General features: G+C 41.6%; 26 protein-coding genes and 1 pseudogene. 2 read left to right on the top strand and 25 right to left on the bottom strand.

The window, feature by feature from the left end; genetic code table 11:
• Positions 1-2: 2 nt before the first annotated feature.
• Genes ACKLNX_RS01795 through ACKLNX_RS01770 form a run of 6 tightly spaced genes read right to left on the bottom strand, consistent with a single transcriptional unit; the run spans position 3 to position 7,764 of the window.
• Positions 3-698 carry a HupE/UreJ family protein gene (locus ACKLNX_RS01795; protein WP_411694611.1) on the bottom strand — a complete coding sequence of 232 codons (696 nt, stop codon included), beginning with the start codon at positions 696-698 and terminating at the stop codon, positions 3-5.
• A complete protein-coding gene (locus ACKLNX_RS01790; RefSeq protein ID WP_412971008.1) occupies positions 688-3,825 on the bottom strand; it encodes an efflux RND transporter permease subunit in 3,138 nt (1,045 codons plus the stop codon). The genes ACKLNX_RS01795 and ACKLNX_RS01790 overlap by 11 nt, the downstream gene beginning before the upstream one ends.
• A gap of 9 nt (positions 3,826-3,834) precedes the next feature.
• On the bottom strand, positions 3,835-5,070 hold the full coding sequence (locus ACKLNX_RS01785; protein ID WP_412971007.1) for an HlyD family efflux transporter periplasmic adaptor subunit: 1,236 nt from the start codon (positions 5,068-5,070) through the stop codon (positions 3,835-3,837).
• Positions 5,071-5,081: 11 nt separating this feature from the next.
• Positions 5,082-6,395 (bottom strand): TolC family protein, encoded by a 1,314-nt coding sequence (locus ACKLNX_RS01780; RefSeq protein WP_412971006.1) that lies wholly within the window; start codon positions 6,393-6,395, stop codon positions 5,082-5,084.
• 9 nt (positions 6,396-6,404) lie between these two features.
• Positions 6,405-7,379, bottom strand: a complete 975-nt coding sequence (locus tag ACKLNX_RS01775; protein WP_412971005.1) for a M56 family metallopeptidase — start codon at positions 7,377-7,379, stop codon at positions 6,405-6,407.
• Positions 7,366-7,764, bottom strand: a complete 399-nt coding sequence (locus ACKLNX_RS01770) for a BlaI/MecI/CopY family transcriptional regulator (RefSeq protein WP_412971004.1) — start codon at positions 7,762-7,764, stop codon at positions 7,366-7,368. The genes ACKLNX_RS01775 and ACKLNX_RS01770 overlap by 14 nt, the downstream gene beginning before the upstream one ends.
• An 87-nt stretch (positions 7,765-7,851) precedes the next feature.
• Here ACKLNX_RS01770 and ACKLNX_RS01765 point away from each other — a divergent pair, with 87 nt between their 5' ends.
• Entirely contained in the window at positions 7,852-8,211 is a 360-nt protein-coding gene (locus ACKLNX_RS01765) for a DUF3147 family protein (RefSeq protein WP_412971003.1), read from the top strand.
• Positions 8,212-9,018: 807 nt separating this feature from the next.
• Here ACKLNX_RS01765 and ACKLNX_RS01760 read toward each other — a convergent pair.
• The 12 genes and pseudogenes from ACKLNX_RS01760 to ACKLNX_RS01705 form a co-directional block, all read right to left on the bottom strand.
• Entirely contained in the window at positions 9,019-9,834 is an 816-nt protein-coding gene (locus ACKLNX_RS01760; RefSeq protein WP_412971002.1) for a formyltransferase family protein, read from the bottom strand.
• Positions 9,835-10,102: 268 nt separating this feature from the next.
• A complete protein-coding gene (locus ACKLNX_RS01755; RefSeq protein WP_208805471.1) occupies positions 10,103-10,258 on the bottom strand; it encodes a hypothetical protein in 156 nt (51 codons plus the stop codon).
• Between the two features lie 332 nt (positions 10,259-10,590).
• Positions 10,591-11,094 (bottom strand): DMT family transporter, encoded by a 504-nt coding sequence (locus ACKLNX_RS01750; RefSeq protein ID WP_412971016.1) that lies wholly within the window; start codon positions 11,092-11,094, stop codon positions 10,591-10,593.
• Positions 11,095-11,100: 6 nt separating this feature from the next.
• Positions 11,101-11,442 (bottom strand): annotated as a pseudogene (locus ACKLNX_RS01745) (EamA family transporter); the annotation flags it as partial.
• A gap of 519 nt (positions 11,443-11,961) precedes the next feature.
• Entirely contained in the window at positions 11,962-12,753 is a 792-nt protein-coding gene (locus ACKLNX_RS01740; RefSeq protein WP_412971001.1) for a hypothetical protein, read from the bottom strand.
• Positions 12,753-13,511, bottom strand: a complete 759-nt coding sequence (locus ACKLNX_RS01735) for a hypothetical protein (protein WP_412971000.1) — start codon at positions 13,509-13,511, stop codon at positions 12,753-12,755. The genes ACKLNX_RS01740 and ACKLNX_RS01735 overlap by 1 nt, the downstream gene beginning before the upstream one ends.
• A complete protein-coding gene (locus ACKLNX_RS01730; RefSeq protein ID WP_412970999.1) occupies positions 13,512-15,374 on the bottom strand; it encodes a 2Fe-2S iron-sulfur cluster-binding protein in 1,863 nt (620 codons plus the stop codon).
• A 92-nt stretch (positions 15,375-15,466) separates the two neighbouring features.
• Positions 15,467-16,381: a hypothetical protein gene (locus ACKLNX_RS01725; RefSeq protein WP_412970998.1), complete on the bottom strand. Its 915-nt coding sequence runs from the start codon at positions 16,379-16,381 to the stop codon at positions 15,467-15,469.
• Positions 16,350-16,706, bottom strand: coding sequence for a hypothetical protein (locus tag ACKLNX_RS01720; protein WP_411694577.1), 357 nt, complete (start codon positions 16,704-16,706; stop codon positions 16,350-16,352). Before ACKLNX_RS01720 ends, ACKLNX_RS01725 begins: the two co-directional genes overlap by 32 nt.
• A gap of 63 nt (positions 16,707-16,769) precedes the next feature.
• Positions 16,770-17,207 (bottom strand): hypothetical protein, encoded by a 438-nt coding sequence (locus tag ACKLNX_RS01715; RefSeq protein WP_412970997.1) that lies wholly within the window; start codon positions 17,205-17,207, stop codon positions 16,770-16,772.
• 94 nt (positions 17,208-17,301) lie between these two features.
• Complete coding sequence (locus ACKLNX_RS01710) at positions 17,302-17,832, bottom strand: c-type cytochrome (protein WP_412970996.1); 531 nt, start codon at positions 17,830-17,832, stop codon at positions 17,302-17,304.
• An 11-nt stretch (positions 17,833-17,843) separates the two neighbouring features.
• Positions 17,844-19,022, bottom strand: coding sequence for a porin (locus tag ACKLNX_RS01705; RefSeq protein WP_412970995.1), 1,179 nt, complete (start codon positions 19,020-19,022; stop codon positions 17,844-17,846).
• 364 nt (positions 19,023-19,386) lie between these two features.
• Between ACKLNX_RS01705 and ACKLNX_RS01700 the strand changes: the two genes are divergently transcribed.
• Positions 19,387-21,510, top strand: coding sequence for an SDR family NAD(P)-dependent oxidoreductase (locus ACKLNX_RS01700; RefSeq protein WP_412970994.1), 2,124 nt, complete (start codon positions 19,387-19,389; stop codon positions 21,508-21,510).
• An 86-nt stretch (positions 21,511-21,596) separates the two neighbouring features.
• Here the strand turns inward: ACKLNX_RS01700 and ACKLNX_RS01695 are convergent, their stop codons facing one another.
• The 7 genes from ACKLNX_RS01695 to ACKLNX_RS01665 form a co-directional block, all read right to left on the bottom strand.
• A complete protein-coding gene (locus ACKLNX_RS01695) occupies positions 21,597-21,959 on the bottom strand; it encodes a cation transporter (RefSeq protein ID WP_412970993.1) in 363 nt (120 codons plus the stop codon).
• A gap of 236 nt (positions 21,960-22,195) precedes the next feature.
• Positions 22,196-22,843 (bottom strand): methyltransferase family protein, encoded by a 648-nt coding sequence (locus ACKLNX_RS01690; protein ID WP_412970992.1) that lies wholly within the window; start codon positions 22,841-22,843, stop codon positions 22,196-22,198.
• A 43-nt stretch (positions 22,844-22,886) separates the two neighbouring features.
• Positions 22,887-23,147 (bottom strand): DUF5676 family membrane protein, encoded by a 261-nt coding sequence (locus tag ACKLNX_RS01685; RefSeq protein ID WP_412970991.1) that lies wholly within the window; start codon positions 23,145-23,147, stop codon positions 22,887-22,889.
• Positions 23,144-23,431 (bottom strand): YHS domain-containing protein, encoded by a 288-nt coding sequence (locus ACKLNX_RS01680; protein ID WP_412970990.1) that lies wholly within the window; start codon positions 23,429-23,431, stop codon positions 23,144-23,146. The genes ACKLNX_RS01685 and ACKLNX_RS01680 overlap by 4 nt, the downstream gene beginning before the upstream one ends.
• An 81-nt stretch (positions 23,432-23,512) precedes the next feature.
• Positions 23,513-23,866 (bottom strand): cupredoxin domain-containing protein, encoded by a 354-nt coding sequence (locus ACKLNX_RS01675; RefSeq protein ID WP_412970989.1) that lies wholly within the window; start codon positions 23,864-23,866, stop codon positions 23,513-23,515.
• Positions 23,867-23,878: 12 nt separating this feature from the next.
• Entirely contained in the window at positions 23,879-26,092 is a 2,214-nt protein-coding gene (locus tag ACKLNX_RS01670; protein WP_412971015.1) for a heavy metal translocating P-type ATPase, read from the bottom strand.
• A gap of 175 nt (positions 26,093-26,267) precedes the next feature.
• A complete protein-coding gene (locus tag ACKLNX_RS01665; protein ID WP_411693905.1) occupies positions 26,268-26,699 on the bottom strand; it encodes a MerR family transcriptional regulator in 432 nt (143 codons plus the stop codon).
• Between the last annotated feature and the right edge of the window lie 17 nt (positions 26,700-26,716).

Genomic DNA, 26,716 nt, shown 5'->3' with positions numbered 1-26,716 from the left:
AATTAGTATAAATAATAACCGGTTAATTGAAGCCCCATCAGCATCAATCCAGCGCTCATTAACATCGTGTTTGTAACCGTTGAAAAGCGCTCGAATGAAGGGAGCTTTCGCCAGAAGTTAATTGCGATAACAATGAAAGCCAATGCCATGAATTGTCCTAATTCGACACCAATATTAAAGGCAATCATATTGGCAACTAGGCCCTCAGAAGGCAGTTCAAATTCTTGCAATTTGGTTGCTAAACCAAAGCCATGGAACAAGCCAAATATAAGCACCGCCAATTTAGTGCTCGGCTGCTTGCCAAATAAACGTTTAAACCCACCCAAATTATCGAAGCCTTTGTACACCACCGAGAATCCAATAATGGCATCGATTAAATAGGGATTAACTTGTATATCACCCAGCACTCCCCAAAGTAAGGTAATGCTGTGGCCTATCGTAAACATACTGACATACAGCAGTACATCGCGGCTTCGGTATAGGAAAAATATGACGCCGACTAAAAATAATATGTGGTCATAGCCCGTGAACATGTGTTTGGCACCGATATAAATAAACGGGAAAAATTGCGTCCCGGTATTTTGTTCCAAGAACAAACGGGTATCGTCATCAACGCCATGCGCTAAAGCGCCTAGTGACATACTCAACAACAGCAGCCCTAAAAACAGCGCGAAGATATACCTGATACTAGTTCGCATGAGATGGCTCCTTTTCCTCGGTTGGTATGTTGTCTTTATGTAATATTCGATAAAGGGCGGGAATGACAAATAATGTCAATAGCGTTGAGGATATGATGCCTCCGATAACAACCGAGGCTAATGGACGCTGAACTTCTGAGCCCATTCCCGTATTTAGCGCCATGGGCACAAATCCTAATGACGCAACGAGCGCAGTCGTAATAACTGGTCGTAAACGCGTGATTGCACCATCAAATATCGCCTGCTCTAAGGACATATTTTGTTTTCTCAGATCGCGAATAAACGAAACCATGACCAAGCCATTGAGTATCGCTATCCCTGACAGTGCAATAAAACCGACTGCGGCTGATATTGAGAATGGAATATCTCTAAGCATTAACGCCGCTATACCGCCGGTCAGTGCAAGAGGTACGCCTGTGAATATGATCATGGCATCTTTAAATGAGCCCAGCGCCAATATTAGTAAGCCAAGGATCAATACTAATGTAACCGGAACCACTATAGATAGACGCTGTGAGGCCGATTGTAATTTTTGATACGTGCCACCATACTCAAGCCAATAGCCTGCTGGAATGTCTACATTACTCTGAATTTGCGTTTTTATATCTGCAACAAAACTGCCTAGGTCTCTACCGCGAACGTTTGCTGTTACTACAACACGGCGTTTACCATTCTCCCTGTTAACCTGATTTGCACCTAACACCATTTCAATATTTGCTAATTCTTGTAAAGGTACGTAATGCCCATCGGGTAAGTGAATAGGTAAGCGATACAGGGCATCAACGTCGCTGCGCATAGTCTCTTGCAAACGGACCACAATATCTGCTCTAGCATCGCCTTCGTAAAATTTACCCGCTACTCGTCCGCCCAATGACGTTGCTAACTGTTCTTGAATCAACGCTTTTGAAATACCGTATTGTGCCAATTTTTCCAGCTTTGGAACAATAGTAAGCATAGGCAATCCTGTAGTTTGCTCCATCTGAATATCGGCAATACCCTCTACGCTGCCAATAGCACTTTGGATATCATTGCCTACCGAATCCAATATCTCAAAATCATCACCGAACACTTTGATTGCTAATTCTGCTCTCACCCCCGACAACAACTCATTAAAGCGCATTTGTATGGGTTGTAAGAATTCATAGCGATTACCTGGAATGGGTTCCACCAATGCTGCCAGATCTTCAACAATTTGCGCTTTTGTTTTCTTTGGATTTGGCCACTGCTCGCGTGGTTTCATAATAATGAAATTATCGGCAACACTGGGCGGAACGGCGTCTGTAGCAACATCGGCGGTACCTATTTTTGCGAACACTCTTTCAACTTCAGGCATTTCCATAATGCGCGCTTCTAAACTTTCTTGCAGGGCAACTGCTTGGCTTAAAGATGTACCGGGAATGCGAAGTGCGTGCATTGCAATATCCCCTTCATCCAAATTGGGCACAAATTCACTGCCTAGTTTGGTGGCTTGGTAACCCATTATGCTCACTAGCGCGACGGCAAAAAGCACAACAAACCATCTCGCCTTCATAACCCACTGAAGAGAAGGCCGGTAAAGAAAAGTAGCTCCCATCATGATGAAATTACGTCTTTCTTTGACCGGTTTTTTAAACAACAAAGCAGTTGCAGCAGGTACAAATGTAATGGATAACACCATGGCACATAACAACGCGATAACGACAGTCAGTGCCATTGGGTGAAACATCTTACCTTCCACACCTTCAAGCGCGAAAATAGGTAGATATACAGCGGTGATAATAAAAACGCCAAATAATGCAGGGCGTATTACTTCTTTCGTTGCAGTAAAGACAATTTCCAATCGGTGCTTTAAAGCTAATTGTTGACCACTTGGACTGGCTTGACTTAACCTACGCAAGCAGTTCTCAACAATAATGATTGCGCCATCCACAAGCAGACCAAAATCGAGTGCGCCTAAACTCATTAAATTTGCACTAACCTTAGTTTGTACCATGCCGGTGATGGTCATTAACATAGCAAAGGGGATCACCAAGGCAGTTAAAAGCGCAGCTCTAAAGTTTCCTAGCAATAAAAACAAAATGACGATGACAAGCAAAGCACCCTCGACTAAGTTGGTCTTAACGGTGTTAAGCGTTTGGTCAACAAGCTTTGTCCGATCGTAAACAGCCGTGGCTACGATACCTTCTGGGAGTGACATATTGATTTCTTTGAGCTTCTCACCAACCGCAAATGCGACTGTTCGGCTGTTCTCGCCAATCAACATAAACACCGTGCTCATCACTACTTCGCGGCCATCTTGCGTTGCCGCACCTGTGCGAAGTCCATGACCTTCAACCACGCTTGCAACATCACTGATGCGCACACTCGCACCGTCTGTAGTTTTCACTACGGTATTAGCAAGCGCTTCAAGGTTTTCAATTTGTCCTGGGATCCGAATCAACCATTGTGCACCGTTTTTTTCGATAAAGCCGGCGCCTTGGTTTATATTATTGTTTTCAATAGCGTTAACTAAATCAGCTTGCGTAACGCCGTATGTCAGCAGTTTATCAGGCTCGAAGGCGACAACCAACTCCCGCTCAAAACCACCAATCGGGTTGACCTCAACCACCCCCGGCACACGCATTAACTGAGGGCGAATAACCCAATCGTGTACTGAGCGCAGCTCCATGGGCGTTATCAAGTTTCCATCTTTATCTGTCGCACCAGGCTTAGCATCAACAGTAAACATAAATATTTCGCCAAGTCCGGTGGCAATAGGACCCAATTGTGGCTCAAGGCCAACGGGTAGCTCTGATTTGGCACCAGAGAGTCTTTCATTTACCAGTTGACGCGCAAAGTACACATCCGTGCTGTCACTGAATACGGCCACTACTTGTGATAATCCGTATCGAGAAACTGACCGAGTGCCTTCTAAATTTGGCAAGCCTGCTAGTGCGGTTTCCAGCGGATATGAAATACGCTGCTCAACTTCCAGCGGCGTATAGCCTGGCGCATCAGTATTGATCATTACCTGCACGTTGGTAATGTCAGGAACAGCATCAATCGGTAATTTGGTGAAATTCCATAAGCCAAGGGCTGACACTGCCAGTACCAGCACCATAACAAGCATGCTGCGCTTAATGGAAAAGCGTAGTATAAAATCTAACATATGGCGCTCCTAGTGGTCGTGTGATGCGCCGGATTTTTCAATATCGGCTTTGATGATGTAACTATTGTTGGTGACGTATTCAGTGCCGGCATCAATGCCGCTAAGTACCTCAACCCATTCACCAGCCTCACGACCTAGCTCCAACATTCTGACTTCGTATTGCTCCCCTACTTTGGCGTAAACTACCGTAAAGTCTCTGAAAGTCTGAAGGCCAACTCGCTTAACGGCTAAGGGAACCTCAAAAGTTTCGATTTCTATTAGCGCGGAAATGAACATACCTTCTGTTAATTGCCCGCTAGAGTTGTCTACGTCTGCAAGAAATAGGCGAGCTTGATCATCTCTCATTCCTAGACGATTACCACTGATAGCAGTGTCAATTGTCGCATTGTGACCATTAACCATAACTGTAACGGGTGGTGATTGTCTTATGGAAGCCACATCCATTGGAAATACAGCAAGCTCTGCAAGCAATTTATTAGACTGAGTGATTTCAAGCAGCACTCGCTGACCCGACTGTTCGCCGGTATTCGCTTTTTGCTCGGTTATTACCCCTGCGATTGGCGCTTTAATTTGATTAGATTGTAAGCTCTCGTTACTTTCGATAGTAATTAACAATTGTCCCTTTTTGACAACATCTCCAAGAGCAACATGCACTTGTTTGATTTCCCCTTCAAAACGCGCTTGGATTTGACGCTTAGCATTAGCTGGTAATACAAGCTTGCCATACACTTTGATGGTTTTATGTAATGTTGCTGCACCGACAAATTCCGTATCAATCTCCATCGCTTCTGCTACTTTTTCTTCAATCAACGTGCGGCCTTCAAAATTGTCATATTCCCACGTATAGGTTTTTCCCCGATAACGAGCGGCCACAGAAACCACAAAAGAATGAGGTTCATAAATAACGGTATCTCCGCGCAAATAGTCACCTTCCGCTTTAAAGTTAATGTCGTCTATTTGCTCTCCTAAGCGAATTAATTTGATGTTTAATTCCACTTGCTCAGGAGGCACGGGTTTTTCTTCATTAGTTACCCATAGCCTAAACTCTGGTGGAACGCCTGTTTCAAAGATGGAAAGTTCAACGGCAAAGTCGCCATCTCGCAGCATTCTTCCGCGATGTGGGCCTTTCTCAGGCTCGACCTCTACAGTTGTTTCAGTAGATTCAGCTAGAGCGCTGCTAGGCACTAATGCACTTGCTGCTCCAAGCTGACATAAAAATAAAAAAATAAAGAGTCGGTTATTCATTCGTTTCTCACTTAATTAGAAAGGCTTGTGCCGGTAAGGCGCTGAATTTCGATATGTTGAAGATGTATCGCCTGATAGGCATCCAGTAACTGTGCTTGTGTACTGAGTAACTCTTGTCGAATTGACGTCCACTCTAAATAACCGAGGCGACCAATATCGTATGCCTTACTGGCCTCCTCAGTTGCTTTTTCGAGCAATGGGATCACTTGCTCGGTGAGCGTATCAATAACATGCTTGCTGTGTTTCATGTTTTGCAGCAACACAAACAGCTGCGTGTTGAGCTTTCTGGCCAAAACATCAGCTTGGCTTTGATATTCGGCTTGCTGAGCTTGAATAACTTGTACTTCGCCTAAGCTTCGTGAGTCATTGCCAAACGGAATAGATATACCTGCGACTAATCCGAAATCATCGGTAGCTTCGTAGCGTCTTATGCCTGCTGACACTTGCCACTTGGGGCGCGCTTCAATGCGTGCTAGCTCAATCTGTGATTGGGCAATACGTCGCTTGTTAGCAAACGCTAAAAGTGCAGGATGAGCTTGTAGTTTTGCTAATTGCGAGGGTAAATCTTTGACGACAGGGATATTAAGCAATTCACCTTGAGGCACATAATCACTAACCTCACCGCCCCACTGCGCCACCAACTGATAACGACTCGCCTCAAGCTCATGCTCCAAGTCTTCTACCTCCAGACTTCGACGCACTAACTCTGCTTTTGATTGCAATTGTTCAATCGATAAGCTTTTTCCTGCTTCAACCCTACGTCTTATCGCAGATAACGCACTATCAGCCTGTTGTTCTGCCAGTTCCGCAAGTTGTAAGCGCTGCTCTAATATCAAGGATTCAATAAACAGCTTTGCCGTATATGCAGAGATATCAAGTGCCTTTATCTCAATGTCAAAATCGATTTGCGTAACGGCATTCGTTGCCGCATCTACACGTTTCTCAATTGCACGTTGTTCAAGCACCCATGCAATACTCAAGGTACTTTGTGCTGCACCAAAATTACTGTGAGTACCTGTACCCATTGCATCCTCAATGGTAAAGTCGATTGTAGGCCTTGGTAACACAGCTGCCTGTTTTACTTTTGCATCAAGCGCCTTGCGCTGATGTCCAAACACACTCATTTCAGGGTGCTCTGCTAAAGCAAAGCTGATCGCTTGAGACAAATTCAACGCTTCTTTTGCTTGTACCTCTTGTGCATTAACGAAAAGTGGGAACATGGTTAGTCCAGCAATAATACATAGTCCAAACGACCTAACATCCAGATTCAAAAACCGACCTACAATCGGTTTTAATGTCGTGAAAATAGTGAGCGAGCGTTGCATGGGGAGTCCTTATGAATGAGTAAAGATAGATTCAACTAAATGGTGAGTTGCATCCACAGCGAAGATGGTCAAACATAGCATTACCGACATAAATGCGATGGGCACTATGACGGGCATCGATTTTTTTGTGGGTGTTAATAGCTGCTGTACTCGGTGAGTTATATCATGTGATCCGAAATAACTAAGAGTAGTGTTTGATTGACGTTGTGGAAAAGTTTTCTGTATCCGAGCAACCTTTACCAATGTTGCTGCTACATCCTCGGCTTCGTGCACCGTTGCAGTTGATTGGTCTGCAATAAATTCAGTTATCAGAGCATACTTTGCATTAAAACGTTGTGCCAATTTCTTTGGGTAATAGGCTGAAAGAAAAGCAATCAAGAGTTTTGACAACGGATCTTTATTGCGGGCGTGGGCAAGTTCATGCTTAACAACAATATTAAATTCGTTTTCGGTAAGATTGTCTATCAGCCCTTTTGATACATAGCAAAGGGGGCTGAAGAAGCCTGATGTAAACGCAGTAGGGATATTGCTATCAATGATTTGGACGCCTGGATAGCTCTTTGAGCCATGCACATTGTTTGAAAAATGGTTCAACGTTAACAGCGCATTACCTTGTCTATATAGCCCTGCTCCTCTAATCACTATTAGTGCCAGGCTGAACAACGAAAACAGAATAATGGTGATTCCATGCCAACTGTCTAACTGAAAAACGTACAAGTGATGCCAATGAGCTACGCTATCAACCCACCTATAAATAGCTGTGTTCTCGAAAAGTGGACTAAAAAAAAGCATCGTCATTAAACCCAAAATCCATGGGCCTGACACCCATATCAAAATTAACATTTTTTGTGATTGAACGGAGTAAGCATCAACAGATTTGCCTACTATTTGCCACACTACAGACAACAAAAGTGCACTCACCAAAAATCCAAGCAATGCAATCGTAATAAGGTTCATGATGACCGCAGCATCACTTATCAGCACTGGTTATTCCTTTTTTTAATTGCTTTCGTTGAAGCTCGATTAATTTCTCTAATTGGTCCAATTGTGCTTCGTCCATTTCACTGGATACGGATGAAAAAGCTGCGACCATGCTGCTTTCACCCTTACTGACAAAATCACTGGCGACACTATCAATCAACTTAGCAATTAAATCACCTCTTTCAATCTGTGCAAAATACAAGTAGGCGTGCCCTTGCTTTTCGCGCCTCAATAGTCCCTTTTTAAACAGGCGCTCCAACGCGCTCTGCACTGTATTAAGAGAACTATCACGTTTTTTTGATAGTTCAGCATGCACGCGTTTAACGTCAACACCAGGCGATGTCCACAAATATTGCAACACCTGTTTTTCCAATTCACCGAGGAACATAAAGTGCCTTTCCTATTTTTCATGAAGCGTATATACTGCCAGAACAAAAACCGATAGGCAATCGGTTTTAATCTCAAAGGTCAATATATGGGTTGGTTGATTACAAAGTATCTTGTTACAGCGGGAATAATTGTAGCGGTATCTGAAGTCGCTAAGCGCAATGATAAACTAGGTGCATTGTTTGTCGCATTGCCAACTGTCACGATCTTAGCAATAATTTGGCTCTATTTAGAAAATCAACCCAATGCAAAGATTGCTAGTCACATGCGATACACATTTTGGTATGTGCTACCTTCGCTCCCTTTGTTTTTGATTTTTCCTCTCTTGATAGACCGAGTAGGTTTTTGGATGGCGCTTTTTGCTGGCTCAATAGTGTCGATTTTTTGTCTTTACGTGCTGGCGTTTATCTTAAAACGGTATGATATTCACTTGTTGTCTTTTTCTTAAGTGCATCGAATCCGTTTAGGTTGATTTTACAAAGATGAAGTCCTTGTTGATGACCAAACTCGTAAAGGCAGTTACATTTTTTAGTATTCTAATTGTCTTAGGTGATGCAGTTCAAACCTCAGTAAGTTAAAGATTGTGAATATTCCGAACTAAAAGTGCGGATCACTAGCGTAGTAGTATCCAAGCATTAGGGTGCTTGGCAATTGTTAGGTCGCTCAAACTCTCCAAATATTTTTGGCATACCAGTGGGCCCTGTCATAATCTCAATAATTTCTGATAATGAAATTCTTATTAATGCAAAAACTCGTGTTGTGGACATCAATAGATAGATGAGGGTGTGCTTTGAAACGCGCCAAGCACTGGGAGGAACAAAAATACAGTTCGACACCTTGAAAACTAAAAAACAAGGTGCGGTTAAGTTTTGTCATGTAAGAACGGATTTTTAACTCGGCTATGCCCAAAAAAAACCTTTACGGTTAATTGTCAAAACCATTCATTAGATGGCGCAAGTCAAGATCTGTCGCTATTTTTTACCCTCCCACAATAATTTTAATCCATGGATACAACTTTTATTTTTTAAAGGTGACGATTTCTCTGACTAATAGACCACAATTGGTCTGATATAAATCATTTTAAAAATGGACGAGGGTTCTCAATGCAGAAACGCTGACTCAACACGAACAATGTTCAACATTAGATCGTTTCGCAGCCTTGCCTGCTTTACAGTCAGCATTTTACGCTTGTAAGCGTCAAGAGGGGCGCCTAAATTGCCGGTTCATAAACTTATAATAAACAACATTGAAACCACTATTTCAATTCAGATATTGATGCTTTATGCAAACACACAATACCATCTAAACAGCTTACGACTAATAAGCTTATATCTTCCAAAATGACGTTTCCTGGTAAATAAGAATGATCATATTCTTCAGCCTCAATATGACTTACATTAAATAAGACATTGTCTAGTTTTACGACTACCCCAAAAAAACCAAAGCGACGAGACAATAATTTGATGCGACTGGTAGGTAAATTCCAATCTACCGCTCTTTCAAATATATCACTGCGCGGCCAGTAAGAATGATCGACTTGAGGCGTAGCTGAATCGTAATATTTATCAACATTAGTGAAAAACGTTTTAATTAGGTTTAGCGACTCGATGTGCATTTTAACCATCAAGGTCGTTATAGATTCGTCAGTCGATACTGGCACCTTCAATTGCATTATGATGTCGCCGGCATCAACAACATCCGATATCTTATGAAGCGTGAGCCCCGATATTGTTGGGTGGTTTATTAAGTAAGGCAGAGGCGTTGGTCCTCTTCCTTTTGGCAGCAAGGTAGGATGAAGATTGATTGCATATTTAACGTCAGTAGATGGCAATATGTGCAAATATTCTGCAACAATGAACATCTCGGCCCCAAGTAAAATAAGCTTGTTCAAGTCATCTAGAGTAGGTTTAGCCTCAGCCAAGGGAATTTGATGATGAGAACATAAGCTTGTTATGGTTGAAGCACCATGTTCAGGTTGGTTCTTATAAACACGCAGTATTTGATGGCCTTCATCAAGTAAATATTTTAAGCATGACGAGAACAAGTTATTCCCAAAATACACAATTTTCATGATGCTTCCCGCCAATCAAAATAAACACGATGAAAGTCGTTATTAAATCTGGGTGTAAAGCCGTATCGATATAAAATAAAATCTTTGGGCTCACTGACTATTAGCATGTAACTTCCCTAGCGACTGCGACAGAATAGCTCTGTGCTAACGAACAATGTTTTGCTTAAAAACTAAATATTGAAAACAACGTCATTTTTACTTACGGATCGCGAGTGATATTTTGTGCTGTTAACAAAACTAACCACAAAGGTTTTTCTTCTTGCTTACATCAAGTCTTATCGGTTTTGATGTCTTGTAGTTTGCTTAAAACCTCTTCAAACTGCTGTTTGCCGCAGTTCTCACCGTCTTCTGCTTTTGGGTCTATTTTTTTAGTCGATTCAGTCTTTATGTCGATGCTTTTTGAAATATTATTCGCAATTTCCAAGGTTAATTCCTTAAATTTGATAGTGAAGCTAGATTTACAATGAGAGCGTAAAATAAGTGGTTTTATCCCTGAGTTCATTGCATGTGGATTACATTTTCATTACATTGCCGTCATTATTAGCATGAGCGATTACGGGGAATAATGAAATTTACTGACATTCTTGCCATGAGCCTATTGTACGATTGATTGCTTTTTGACAAGCTGAATTACCCCAAAGCCGTGGATGATGGCTCGATGTCTTGAGCATGTCGAGCATTCCAATTGGACTGCTGTGCTACCAAATCTTTTACGGAATCTATAGGGCCATATCGCGACGGGTAATAATGCAAGTGTCAATTTAGTGCACGCTTAGTGTTTGAATTAAACGAAATATAGCCAACAGACAAAGCGATAATGACAATACCTGTCCATTGCCAAAAAGTTAAGGTCTCATCAAAATAAAACCACCCCAGATACAGCCCAAATACCGGCGTTAAAAAACTATACATATTAAGATGATACAAAGGTGCTTTGTCCATTAGCCAAAACCAGATGAGAAATGGAAGCGCTGTGCCGGGTATCGCAAGCAAAGTGACAATACTGTGATACACTATCGATTCGACTATCGGGTCAATCACCCTTGTATTGGTCATGTATGCCTGATAAAAACTAAAAATTCCTAAAGGTATGGCACCAATCAACAGTTGAAAGCCCATGGCATAATAAATATCCACTTTATTTGCGATTAATTTAAGTAATATGTTACTTACTGCGATACCACTCGCTGCTATCAAAATATAAATAACATCATAAACAGGCTGTCCATTATCACTCCATAGGGACTCACTGCCGATCATCGCAATCCCCGCAAAGCCAATTGCCATAGCTAAGGCGACGCTTTTGTCCATATGCTCTTTTAGAATGAACCAACCAAGAATTCCTGCAATCAAAGGTTGCGTGTTAGTCAGCACGGTAGCCAAACCAGGATAAATTAAGCTAGCAGCTTAGAACATACCCCAAAAGCCTATATTGGTAGCCGAAATACATATAGCAGTAATAAAAAGCCATTGTCGCCTGTTTTTAGGGAGTGGTCTTTTAAAAAAAAAGGCAATTAATACCAGAAATAAGCCCGCTATGATAGAACGATAAAAAGCGGTAAGCATAACCGGTGCATAGTCTAATGTTAAAAAATTAATGGATAACAACTTGCCCAAGATAACATTACACTAACTGCACCAATTTGAACTTTCACTTTTGGTTGACCATAAATATTATTTCACCTTAAATATTAAATTGTAGTGGGCTTCTTTGAGCCGTTTTTTCGTGAGCCGAATGACTTGTATTGCGGGCTCTCAGCATTGCCGTAATATATTCTCCTTGCGCAACGTTAATCATTCTTTCTCGTTCTTGCTGAGCTTCCATCACTTCATCGAAAGATGATTGAACTGGGTCGGGTGGGTTGACGTCTTTAAGTTGAATCGTTTACGATTTTTACTTTGTTGGTTCAAGATATTGAAATTTGATGAGGTATCTAAGTTTGCCATATTGCATTTCCTTAATTGTTTCTATCGATGTTGATAGTTTTAAGAATAAGCTCGTATATTTTTAGCTGCAAAAATTACACCAAAATGGTGAATAATGGCCTTTCTAAGTGACCTTTTTACAAGCATGTAGAATTACTTTTCCGCATTGTAATATAGACCATGGGCGAGCTCAGGGATACGCTAATGATGCTTATACCACCCAGCACGTTTAATATCATTCCAAGACGTCGATTGATGACAAGCGTAACATGCCTCTACTTTTGCTTTAGGCTCGCCGGCTACTTTTGCTGAAATCATTTTAAAATGTTGCATGTAATGGCTCGGCGGTGCTTCATGGCATTGGTTGCAATCACGTGACTGACTAGAAGGATGCGTATATTTAGGTAATGACCATGTATTTGTGCTATGACATTGCACACAGTCGTTTCCAAACAAACCAAAATGTTTATCGTCATTGCTGTGACATTGTGAACAATTGAGTAAAGCCTCTTTGTTGGTTACTTCAGGGTGAACAAAGAGCGGTTCAGGTCTTTGTTTATTCGCGAGCAAATAAGTAACAAGTTCAATGGTTGTGGCGTCCTCGTCAAAAGGCATATCAAGATTTGGAAGCATGTCAAAGCCAATATCAACCAACGCACCATGATCCATCTTAGAAATATTGGCATTAAGACCTTCATGCTCAATATGGCAACTGGTGCACTCCTGTATATCAGCATGGAAGGCGGTTGGTTGACGCGCAACAATATGCGTATCATTCGCATGACAAGCAACACATTTATCTCTCTCTACCCCTTTAATTGGGGTATGACAACTTAAACAATCGTTATCAATAAAGGAATGAGATTGACTAAGTGAGCCAGGGCTTATTGCCTGCTCCCAATCTAATTTGGATAAATCTTCAGGCTCGTGCCAAAAATGACTCAGGCCAAACGCTAAGACTATGATTGCTAATACACCGACAAACCATTTCATTATAGCCACCTAAGCCCGAAATAAACCTCACTTGCTATATGTATAAACAGAACACAATATAGCGTCATTGAAATAAAGATGTGAAACTTCAACCAGCGAGAAAACCAAGTTTTTGCTGTGTTATGGATCATAATGCTATATTCGATGTCTGAGATGGCATCCACTATCTTCAGCAACTCTTTTTCTTTTAGCAATGATTTACCTTGTCTAGCGCCGAGCAAGCTTAGACTAAAGGACGGAAGGATATCTGAAGTGCGTTTAGTAAACGCTTCATACTGAGCATTACTAACGCCATCTCTCAAGTTGTTTTTTGAGTCATTTAATGCGTGTTGAAACTCGTTTAATTGACGCTTTTTTTCTTTCATTTTCGTTGATATTAAACCAAGTACATATCGGCCTACAAAACCGCTCAGAACCACTACCATCATAAACAACACAAGTATTATACCGACGGGACTAGCAAATCTGTGCGCGCTATGTATCAACGCCAATATTGGTCCTAGCACACCCGCGTAAATATGGATTTTGAGCAGAGTTGCCATAGGAATGAATTTTGTGATGCTCTTTTTTAGGGACTTTGTTCGCTTTATGAACATATATACAAGTGGGATCAGCATCAATATGCTGGCTAGTGCTCCGACAACAAAACCGCTTAGACTACCCGGAAACTGTGAAGAGCGATGCCACAAAAAGCCTAGCCAAAGTAAAATCATGAGTGCGACTAAGCTACCGACTAAATTTCGCTCATGTGTATTCATTTAAGCTTCTACCTCAACATCTGACGTTGGGATAGCCTGACATGCTAGTATATATCCTTCTTTTTTATCTTGCGGCTCTAACCCGTCATCAACGTCCATTTCTACGGCTCCTTTGGTGAGCTTTACTTTGCAGCTTCCACATGAGCCGGCACGGCAAGAGTTATCAATATCAATATCGAGTGAATCAGCAACATCTAAGATTGTTTCATCTGCATTAACCGGAGCTTGTTTACCAGAAAGACTAAAGGTGATTTGCTTTTTACTCACTTTTTCTAGCACAGGCTGAGTAACGTTAGGTTTATTAAGACTTTTAGGAGTTGCAGGCCCAAAAGCCTCCGTTTTTATTTGGCTCTCAGGCACGCCCAAACCAGAAAGGATCCCCTTCATGGCCTCCATCATGGCTGGCGGTCCGCAGATATGGGCAGTTTTTGCTTCAATTTCAGGCACAAAATCTTGAATTAATCCAGAGGTCAAACGCCCCTGTGGACCCATCCATGATGTCCCCTTTGCCTGCGTCATACTCACAAGTACTTTCAAATTTGAATAACGAGCCTGTAAATACCTTAACTCCTGTTCAAAAATAAAGTCCTTTGTAGTACGTGTGCAAAACAGAAAATATATATCACCGTCCCAACAAGTCGTGGTTAAATATCTTACTGCGCTCATCATAGGGGTGATCCCGACACCGCCTGATATGAGCATGACACTGTTTTCGCCTTTCCCATTAAAAAAGAATTTTCCACCTGGCGCTTTGACCTTAAGCGAATCCCCCACTTTTACATTGTCATGCAAAAAACGAGATACCACACCATGCTCTTCACGTTTTATGGTGACTTCAAAATAATGTGTTTGTGTGGGTGATGAAGCTATTGTATAAGAACGTTTAACTAACTTATCGACGCCATCAATTTGCAGCGAAAAAGTGACAAATTGACCCGGCTCGTAACTGAAAGGAATGAGGTCATTGTTCGGATGAGCAAAGCGAAATGTTTTAACATCATGGGTTTCAATGAATATCGCTGTGACTTTCATCTCACCGCTAAACACATTTCGTCGCATCCCTGAGTCAGCAGAATTTACAGGTATTGAGGCTGATAAGTCACTGTTTACACCATTATTAGTTGGGACGGGTGTCGCTGTTTCTACATCAACTATTGGCGTATCAGTATTTGTGGGTAAGCCAGTGTTGTTTTTTTGACTTGTGCCTGAAGCCTTAGTATTGTTTTCATTATTTTTGAGTTGCGCAAGCAACGCGGATGCTCTACGCATTTTAAATCCATATACGTATATCATGACAACAGCAAAGAGCAATAAAATCACCATAATAGAAGTGTGAAAGGGCGTCATTCCCAAAATAATAGTCTGTTTGTCTTCAGGTATGCTGGGCAGTATATCCATCTGAGTTTTGAACCACGTTAAGGCTACGCGTCTTGGCTCCTGTCCATCTAGCAGCGCACGTTTAGTCGCAAGACCACTATCAAAATGGGAAATTCCCTCTTTTACCGTTTCAAGCGCGATTTGCATTTGGGCATAATCTTCTGCCTGTGAGGCCTCTGCCAACCACATAAACCCATTAGAAAGTTGTTCGTTGCCTAATCGCATTCGCTCAGTCGCTTTACTCAAGAGAAGTATCGTTTGCTCAGGCGTAGCTGACTGCATTCTCATTAAAGAGGGATAGAGATCTTTGGGTTTGGGCGCTCCCATTTTCTCCATCATTTTGTCCATTCCTTTGCCCATACCAGGACCCATCATACTGGAAGCGTCAATACCTGGCTGAATGCTTGGGATCTCATTAGTTGGTTTTTCATCTTTGCTTGGATGATGTCCAGCATGTTCTTCGTTCTCAGCTTGTTGAAGCGCCATTGGCTGAGAAGAAAAACCTATTACCGTCAAGGTAAACATGATTAAAAGTACAAACCGACATTTCAGGGTAAATATAGGCAACAACGAAAATCTCATTGCGAAAGCCCTTTTTGTTTGTGCCAAAGGGCTTCAATTTGAGATAGTTGCGACGGTGTTAAAACTGACACAGCCTCACCGACCAACACGATGAATTGGATACGAAGCTCACTGTTTATAATTTCAATTGCAGAGATTGTACTTTTAATATTACTAAAATTCGGTAATCCTTTGGAGGTAAGCGTCCATAAGCTTGACTCTAATCTGCTTCGCTTTTCAGTCTGGCTTACTTGAAAGGTTTGCCATTTGTCCTGAATATTTACTAATTGATTTAATTGCTCATCTGATAGAAACAGAGCGTCTTTGAAGTTCATAAAAAACGAGTCTTCTCCAAGATGATACAAATGTAATGCGTCGCTTTTGCCAGGTAATGTAATTAACGTATTTGTATCCGTTACCACTGGTGGTATTTTTTGATGCACACCCATCATTGAGCTATTTTTCATCTTCATTTTGCACATCATTCCCATGCAAGACTGATTGGATTTAGACATCATTGTCATGCTATTTTTTCCCATGCCCATTGCTGTTTTAATTGTATTACTAGGTTCACCAGAAGTTGAAGATGGCTGACTGTATGCCTCCCTGCTTATGTTTTTTTGTGTTGTGGGCGCGAGAGAATTGTCTAATGCTCGCAAGGCTTTTTGAATATCTGCAAAGTCGTCGCTGGTTGACTTAGGAGCTGTTTGTTCTATTTGTTTATGCAATGCTTGCTCAGGTTTTCCAGCTTCTTCCATCGACTCCGTGACTTGAGTCGCAGCCGAGCAAGATAAGGCAAAGAAGGCGCTAAATGCAATCGTTGCGAGTTTAGCACCCCACTTGTATTCCTTAGAATTTATTCTAAGCTCAGCGTGTGACAGCCAAAGAATGACGTGAGGATTAAAAATCACGATCAAATTCAACCATGTCATAACGAACAATCTCACCATCTAACACAGTTGCTTCAGCAAAATGTTGATTCTTAGATTTTCCCAGTCTTATTTTTCCAATATATTCCCGAGAATATGCACTTTCACCTTCCGCTATCGCGGCCGGGTCATACACTGTTCGAAACACGTTAAAGACTTGATGCTCTTTCAATCCATCTGTATCAGACACACAAATAACTGCTTGTCGGTCGGAAACAGAGACTACTTGGCCGCTCATTACATAGTCATGGTAAACCTGACTAGTACAACCACTAACTAAGCCTATTGCTAAGACAGCAATTGCAAAAAACTTAATGAATCTATTCATAATATTATCCAACGATGATGGTGTTTTGGATAGGCGCGTTGCACCTATCCTGCTATAAAACGACTAATTTTTTTTATGCTGATGCTTTGGTTTACTTTTTTCCGCTGCGTGCCCCATCATCTGCTCCATCATGTCCATCATCATACTCATGCGCTTTTCCATCATCGCCATTTTATCCTCAGCCGACATATCATCATGTTTATGTTTCATGCCTTTCATGTTGTTCATACCCTTGCTGTCACCCGATTTCATCATGCCCATCATGCCTTCCATTTTTTTAGCATGCTCATGCAACATTGCTTCTCGTTTGTTAGGATCTGTTTCTTTTTTAACCGCGGCTAACATTGCTCGCATATCTTCCATATGACTTTGCATTTTTTTCATCATTTGGTCTTTCATCATCGGCATTTCATGCTTGTCCGCGTTTTGGTGTGCATAGACAGCAGAAATAGGTGAAATGACTAAAACGCTGGCGAATAATAATGAAGTTATTGTTTTCATGATTTTATTTCCTTTAGTGATACTCAATTGAGCAGCTTATGTTTAATAATGAATTTTGCTTATACTGAATCTGTATTTTTTTGACGGCGATACGTTATTGAGGCGACAAAAACACTACCAATGCTGCGATTTCTTCATCGGTTATGGGCATTTTCGGCATCGCTGAAGCAGAGTTATTAAATTGAGGCTCTTTAACTTTACGCTCAAAAAATGCTATTCCTTTTTCGCTGATAATATTATCGAGTGACGGGCCAAGGGTGCCTCCTGTGCCTTGCACCTGATGACACCCTTGGCAACCATAGCGAGTCAGAACTTCTCTAGGCTCAACGGTATTATTGACACTCTCAAGAACTTTCGGTGCTTGCACAGGTGTGGAAGCAATTTCCATAAATTTGAGAATGGCTTGGACTTCTGTTCCGGTTAAGTGGGCCTTTTCTCGCATATGAGGCATAATGACTTTCCATTCACTCATGGAAAACTCTTGTATTGGACGGCTGTTATGGCATCGCGCACAATTATTATTTATCAATTCGGCGCCTGACAGTGGTTCACTACTGTGCACGTGAAGCGATGCGAATAAAGAAGTAAACAACACAAATATGTTAATGGTAGATTGATGTTTCATAATTAGTCCTCCTAGAAGCCATAACTAAATTGCACGGCGAAACGTTTGTCGTCAGGGCCATCAGCAACGTCTGTATCTTCGTAACCCACTTTGATGACTGAACGCGGATCCAACCAGTAATTAATACCGACCATCCATCGCTCGGCTTCTTCTACTTTTTTGGTTTGCGCATGTTCAATAACAATTTCGGTACTCCCTAGCTCTTCGAATAGATGGCCTACAAAAAATGTTCCTTGTAAAAACCAACCATTGCGAGAAAACGAATCAATTACATCCTCATGATCTCGCTCTACAAACGCGTCGGTTTCAGTGCGAATGTACTCGCCTCGCAAAATTGCGTGTGTACTGATCAAATTGATGTCGATACCATTAGCCCTAATATCCAGCTGTCCACCTTCATCATAAGCGCCCTGATAGTAAGACGTGCCTATTTCAATTGACGGGAGAAAAGCTACGGCGATTCGGCCGCCAAACGCCTTATTACTATTGTTGTCTGAACTCGTCGCCTCAAACTCGACTTCAGGGAAGGCTTCGCCATGTTCATCCTCATCCACATCTGGATCGAGTGTGGTCGTAGGCGAAAACAAGCGAGCAAACGCAATATTATGGTCGTCTTCCACTACTTCTTCTTCGTCATGTTCTGCTTCTGAACGAGGTCCATTTGTCATAAAGACATCGAAAAACACCTTTGCGGATCCTACTTGGTAAACTTGCTGTGCTGCCACACCGACATCACTTAAAATAGGCAACATGGGATCCATTGCTTGGCTAGAGCCGTGGGCACCATATATGCCAGGCGTCCAGATGCTGCGATTGATCCAACTGGGATGCCAGTTGGCACTAAATTGTCCAAACGGCAGTAAAAATTTGCCTGCTGTAATGGTCGTGTTGTCGTTTAAGAAGTAATGGATATCTGCATATTCAAGCTCAGTTTCTGTTTCCCCATCTTCATTTAAGCCAACTTCAAGTTCAGCTTCCACGTGCATCTTGTCATTTAAACTAAATAAAAATATCGGAACAAAACGTGCAGAGAAAGCACTTGTATTTGCGACATCGGTGTTTTCGTACTTTACATCGCCGTAACCAACAAGGACAAAACGATCATTGGATTCATTTGCATAAAGAGAAGACTGCACAGTAAGAGCACCAAAAAGAGCCGTTGCGAGTCTTATTTTTTCTTTGGTTCGCATAGCTAATTACCTTATGTTAGCGAAAATTCGTCAAGAACTTGGTTCTAGGCGTTTTCTAATGTTAGTGAAAGTTATAAAAAACAAAATAGTAAATTCGCCTTCACATCAAAACACTAATTTCATTTTGCTTTTACATAGCGGTCATCTTATTTATTGCGCATTAAATATAGTTGATTTAGATCAAGCATTCACAACGATTAGATTACAGTTCGATTACATTTTCGTAATTAAACCAGTTACTTATTTCAATCAACATTAAGTTTACTTATGCTTTTTACCCTAAATCTAGCAAATATCTTTTTTTCTTTGACGAAGAAATGAGCTGATATATTTCGTGTAGAAAATAGGTAGTCAGGGCAAAATAATGAAAAAAATCGCAGTGATCACTGGTGCAGGGTCTGGAATTGGTTTGGCGTTAACTAATGAATTGCTATTTGAATACTCACAATTATTGGTCATCGCATTTTGCAGAAACAAAGACAATCTACTACCCCTTAAAAACAGGTATAAAGACAGGTTGCTCATTAGACAAGTCGACTTTAATCACAATGCAGCATTTGCTTCTATTAAGCGTTTTCTTGGAAACTATCAGCAAATCGATTATTTGGTGCATTGTGCGGGAGTAGTTTCACCCATTGGTAAACTGTCCTCATTAAATTTAGATGATTGGCGTAATAATCATAAGGTCAACCTTGAAATGCCCTTGCTAATTACTCAATTGTGTCTTAAAAAATTTAAGCATAGCCGAGTACTTTTTTTGACAAGCGACCACCCTATCGCTCCAGTGACCGGGGCGTCCGCATATTGCATTAGTAAAGCTGCCATCAATACCCTAACAGACTGCTTTCGGCAAGAAATCACTGCAGATATCGCAGTATTTACAAGCGTTGCTCCTGGAAACGTAGATACCCCAATGCAGGCTGAAATACGCCAAGCGTCAAGTGATGTGTTACCTTTATCGGATTTTTTGCGCGAAATGCACGATCAAAATAAGCTTATCCCAACTGCACTCGTGGCTAAATATTTAAAAGAATTGTTAATGTCTGTCAGCCGAACATCATTTGGAACAAGATCATGGAATTTGTTAAAAGACATCAATGAACTAAGCCATTTCACTCATATGAGTAAAACTAGAGAGCCGCCTATCGTGCAAGCTGACAGGACTCTGTTTTTGCAACGAAAAATGAGAGGCGAAGTCAATACCTTCGGCAGTGCGGAATATGAGAAACGCAGGCGAGTTTTCAATAAGGCTGTTTCTAAATACCCTATGATGATTGCTACACCGCAGTCGATACATGACATTATAGAAGTGATCAAATTTGCTAATAAACTCTCTTTGCTGATATCAATAAAGGGTGGCGGACACGGAATTAAAGGAGCCTCTATAGTTGGTGGTGGCGTCGTTCTTGATATGGCAAACTTCCAAGAAATATCACTCAGCGCCGATGGGGGGCATGTGAGTGTTGGTGCGGGTGTTAAGAATAAACATTTAGACCACTTTTTATCTCGCATAAACAAAGTAGTACCGCTAGGTACTTGCCCTGATGTAGGTGTTATTGGTGCAACACTAGGCGGCGGAATTGGCTTCCTCTCGCGCAAACACGGACTAAGTTGCGACAATGTCACACGATTCGATGTCATCATGGCTGATGGAAAGTTATTAAAAGTGACGCCTCATCAACATCCAGACCTTTATTGGGCACTGCGTGGCTGTGGCGGCGGTCAATTTGGTGTCGTAGTCAGTATAGAATTTGCACTGCACCCTGCTCCTGAGTTTGTTGAAGGAGGAACCATAGAGTGGCCAATTAGTGAGGCCAAAAATATCTTAAAAGCCTATAGTCACGCAGTTTTAGAGGGACCAAAGTCACAGTTTTTATATGCCTATATTGCCCACTCTGTGCCTCACAAAGCTAATATTTCTATCATGGGGTTTAGTGAATCAAGGTCACATCGTTTAAAGACAGTATCTTCATGGCGGGAAGGTGCGACAGTATCAATTGAGCGGAAACAGTATATCGAATGTCAATCAAACAACTACGAAAGTGGCTTGGGTTTATATTGGCAACATGGAATTATTCAGGGTGAATTAACGGATAAGTTTATAGACATACTACTAGCGTGTTATAAGGAATGTCCTGATGATTCTGGTGGGATAATGCTAGACCCTCTTTGCGGCGCAATACAGGACAAAGGTGCTAATGAAACAGCATTTATTCACAGAAATGCGTCCTTCATCTGTAGCATTACCGGACTTACTAAGCAAAATCAAGGTAAGGAACTTGTAGCTGCCTGGGTTAAAGATACCTACAAGCGACTCACCCCCTTCTTTAATGGTTACGCGTACCAAAACTATAATATGGGGGAAGAGTCTGCCGTAATCGAATATTTTGGTCAGCACACCGAAAAATTGATAGCAATGAAGAAACGCTATGACCCGAATCTTCGTTTTGTTGGATCACTTCAAGCACATATATCCCCAGTACTTTGAAAAGCTAACAGCACCACTACCTCTTTTTTTCAATAATGCGAAAGGCCTCTGAACGTTCAAAAATCGATAAACGAACAAGTTTATCTTTACTTCCGGCTCCCTGGCGGCAGTTTGTGACAACTCCAAGGTTTGTGTTTTGCATTGTCACGGATGTTTTCATCCACAAATTGGTAGTACCCTTCCTTAAAGTTTGACCACCAATCATGCGATATATCTGCGCCATGGGCTTTAATAATATTTTCTATCCCGTCTAGCTCGCAATGAGTAGCATCGTAACCAACGTGTAGTGTTTGCTTTTTCGATTCGAAACTGACTGCGTCAACACCAAACGTCGCATCGATGTCACTGATGATGTCTACTATTTTAGCATCATCAGTATTCGTTAACTTTAAGTGACGAAGCACTAAGTTAGCTTCGCTTACGCCTACTCTGTGTTCTAAATTACTCATAATTAAAACCTCCAAAGGTATTTTTATGTTAAAAAATATTACTGTTAAATTAAACTCATTAGTTTGTATCAAACTGATTACTTGTAAATAAGCTAATCTCACCATCAAATACACGTCATGTTAGCGTCCAGTATAGATGGCTAAGGCTAAGTTCACCAAAGCCACCCTACTCTTTGCTCTAAGTCATCCTAAAATAGGATAATTTCTTCTTTTTTGAGGAAACTAAAAATAAACGGCTACATTTTGGCTTGCTTAACAAAAGACTTCCACTGCGCTATGCGCGGAATAAACATTGGCACTCGTGCTTTGTAGGCCCAATATTCCTCCTCAAATTCAGCAATCACTTTTTTTTCTTCACGTAAAGACAAACGATAGTAAATAAAGATAATCACTGGAAAAAGACCGACTGAAAATACAGTGGGCCAATGCACAATCCCCTCGCCAAATAGCGCAATAAACAAACCGGTGTATTGAGGATGCCTCGCTAATGCATATAAGCCATCTGTCACTAATCTGTTCTCTTGTCGCGCTTTATAAACTTGTCGCCAACCTTGAAAGAAAAGTCCTATACCCAAAAATAATAAAATGTATCCCAAGACCATTGCTATCATCATGCCCGTCTCTCCTATCCCCAAAAGAGACGACCATAAATTTGCATTAAGCTCGGCTCTGTCGAGGCCTCCAAAGCGTGCCAATAGATATATTGTCAAAGGAAAGCCATACATTTCCGCATACAAGGCGATGATAAACGCTTGCACAACTCCCGCACCAGCCCACTCGTGCCACGATGAAGGAGCCATATATTTATAAAGATACCAAGACGCCACTACTATCATAATAAGCGCTAGGAGCCATACACCTGAGTGTGCTACCGGTTCGTTCATAAACTCGTCTCTATATAGTAAACAACCAAGTCACGAAAAGATGCTATTTCGCTTTGCTTCCAAAAAAATTATAAAGTGGTACCCAAATTAGCGCGATAAACCAGCCATACATATAGCTTTCAAGGAGTCCCAAGAAAAAACTCTGCCAACTTATCCATTCAAACCCCGGTAATAACTTTAACCACACTTCATACATAGCGTGCTCTGGAAAAATAAGGTCGAATACAACACATAGTGTGAAGCTGATACTTATGAATAAGCTAGTTGCGTGCCCAAATGCACTTAATGATAGTTTGTGGGTCATTTTCGCGCTCCAGTGGCGTCCGTTTTCGTCAAGTATTTAACTGGGTCTACATCAAACTTATCTAGACATTCTTTTGAACAAAAGCGATATAACTCACCGTCGTGCAGTTTCCCGTAACCTTTATCTATTTCCACTATCTTGTTGCACACAGGATCAATGATGGCTTCAGGTTGTTCAGGTGTTTGTTCTTTGTGGTGACCGTGGGCCATATGCGCGCCGCAACCATACCTCATCATGAGATAAAAAAGCCCCGCGAATATTACGAATGAAAAAACGCCGTCCATAAAATGTCTCCTTTAAGTTTCATTTATTACTTATGCGCTCTGTAATCTATTTGTTTATTGGGCCGATATAGCATCAAAACCTCACTCTACGATCAGTTCACCCGTATACATTTTCATCTGACAATGAAAAGCATGTCGACCTGGTTGCATCGCTGGGAGTGATATATCTACTTTTTTATTCAACCTCAGTGTTGCGGCAACCCCCAAATCAGGTATATGCAATGATTCAGAGCATGGTGAAGAATCAGTTCTAAAAAATGTAATCATTGATGCTTGATTGGCGGGTAACTTAATAACAGCCGGTTGATACGCCCCATCCTTCACCAATACTTCTATCACTCCATCACTCATTTCGACTGATGATGATTTGTAAAGCCAAAACCACCATATGATCAGGGCGATAACTCCCATACCTGCAATATTTACCCACAACATAATTTTCTCCTTCTAATGATTTTTAGCTTTAAATAGGCGTAGACGGTTTGCATTGGTAACAACGGTCAGTGATGAAAAGGCCATAGCCGCACCTGCAAAAACGGGATTCAATAACACACCAAAGAATGGGAACAACACGCCTGCGGCAATTGGCACACCTGCGACGTTGTAGATGAAAGCCCCGAATAGGTTCTGTTTTATATTTGCTAGCGTGGCTTTGCTTACCGCGATAGCATCTGCTAAGCCATGCAGTGAGCCGCGCATGAGCGTTATGTCGGCACTTTCTATTGCCACATCGGTGCCAGTACCAATAGCAAAACCGACATTGGCGTGGGCTAAGGCAGGCGCATCATTAATTCCGTCGCCAGTCATGCCCACAATTTCACCCTCTTCCTGCAGCTCTGCGACTTTATTCGCTTTATCTTCTGGCATAACTTCAGCCACGAATTCCTTGATACCGACCTTTTTTGCTATCGCTGACGCGGTCAAACGATTATCTCCGGTGAGCATGATAATCCGAATGCCATTTTTCTTTAGTCGCGCAATCGCGGTAATGGAATCGCTCTTTATTGGATCTGCAACCGATATGATCGCGGCCAAGGTATTGTTTATGGCAAAGTACATTGGTGTTTTGGCTTCTTGCGCAAACTCTTGCGCTTTTTCTATATATTGCTCAATAACAACACCTTTATCTTTCATGAGCTTTTCATTGCCAAATAATAGGGCTTTCCCTTCATATGAAGCCTGCACACCTTTACCAGGAATTGAATGAAAGCCATCTACTTTCTTGGCATCAATTCCTTGTGCCTTGGCACTGTCGACAATTGCCATCGCCAAAGGGTGTTCAGAGCCCGCCTCAATACTTGCAGCTAGCATCAAGACTTCTTTACGTGAGTAATTTTTTGTTAGTAACACGTCGGTGACCTTTGGTTCTCCCTCTGTGATGGTGCCCGTTTTATCTAAAATCATCGTCGTGATCTTCGAAGCTGTTTGCAGCGCCTCACCATTTCTAATTAATACACCGGCTTCGGCAGCTTTTCCCACGCCTACCATTACCGACATTGGCGTTGCTAGACCCAGTGCACAAGGACAGGCGATTATCAATACCGTAGTCGCCGATACGATGGCAAAAACCAAAGCAGGTGATGGACCGAAATTCAGCCACGCTAGCGCACTAAGCACTGCAATAATCATAATAACGGGAACAAAATAGGCAGAAATAGCATCCGCTAAACGACCTATCGGTGGTTTAGAGTTTTGTGCTTTTTTTACCATTTTGATAATTTGCGCTAAGGCAGTGTCTTTGCCAACACGATTGGCTTTAAATACGATTGAACCTGATTTATTAATGGTACCCGCAACAACCTTATCGCCTTCTTGTTTTTCTACTGGCATAGGCTCACCAGTTAACATTGACTCATCTATTGCGGTGTGACCTTCCACCACTTCACCGTCGACAGAAATTTTTTCACCGGGTCGAACCCGAATTAAATCTTGTAGCATCACATCTTCAATCGGTATATCGACATCATTGCCCCCTCGAATCGCACGTGCCGTTTTTGCTTGAAGACCAATCAACCGTTTAATTGCTTCAGATGTTTTGCCCCTCGCTTTAATTTCTAATGCTAAACCAAGGTTGATTAATCCTATTATCATTGCTGTTGCTTCAAAATAAACGTGACGCGCCATTGTTGGTAATAATTCTGGAACGGCCACCACGACCATGGAATATAGCCATGCCGTGCCGGTGCCTAAAGCGATGAGAGTATCCATATTCGCTGAATGATTTTTTAGCGAGTTGTAGGCCCCCACATAAAAATGCTTGCCAGAAAAATACATGACGGCTAACGTTGCCAGTCCAATGCCAAACCAGACTAGGCGTTCACTAGTTGTGTTGACCGTCATTTCCCCTATCACTAGCCCATAAATCATGAGCGGTACACCTAATAAAAGCGCGATTGTCATATCTCGCATGAGCTTTTTGTAATAAGCCCAATCAGCCTTGTCTTTTTCATCAAGGGCTTCTTGTTCTGAGTCGCTGGTATCTACTTTTGCTTGATAACCAGCTATTTCAATCGCCGTAACAAGCGCTGCGTCCTTCACCTTACCCGTAACACTCACTGTTCGTTGTGCAAAATTCATTTCTGCTTTTGTCACGCCATAAACCGCGCGCAGCGCCTTTTCAATTTTACTGACACAACTCGCGCAACTCGCTCCTTCAATCATTAAATGATATGTGGTTGCTTCTTGAGCACTATCGATGTTGCTTGACGACCGTGTATTGCTATCTGCTTGAGGTTCTTTGGACGCATCATTTCGCTTATGACAACACGACTTCGTGACTTCGTTGTCTTTATTCGTTTGTTCATCACTCATAGCGTTTCCCCATTAATAAAAGTCATTATTGTGCCTGTTTGTTTTCAATATTTGATAAATCGACATCTTCAATTAAATGGCAAATCACGTTATCACATGGCTCTTTGTCTGGTTTTTGATCCCATGTATCTACAGCGTTGCGCATTTTGTCTCGTAACTTAGCCATTTCAATAAACCGTTGTTCAGTTTCGGCCAGTCTTTTCTCAATCAACACCCTGACTGTTGGGCACGGCGTTTTGCCTTTATCGGATTCGGAAAATATCTGTTTGATATCCTCGATAGAAAAACCTAAATCGCGAGCACTCAATATGAATCTAAGACGATTTTGTTGCTCTAGAGGATAAAACCTGTAGCCATTTTCATTTGACCTAGATGGTCGTAACAAATTTATTCGGGTGTAATACCTAATCGTATCCTTGTTAATCCCAAATGCGTCTGCTAATTGCTTTACTTGCATACTCATTATTCAAATAC

Source organism: Glaciecola sp. MF2-115, from assembly GCF_047250385.1.
In the GTDB taxonomy this organism is placed as follows: domain Bacteria; phylum Pseudomonadota; class Gammaproteobacteria; order Enterobacterales; family Alteromonadaceae; genus Glaciecola.
Note: the sequence above shows the minus strand (reverse complement) of the source record. Positions and strands in the feature narration are given on the sequence as shown.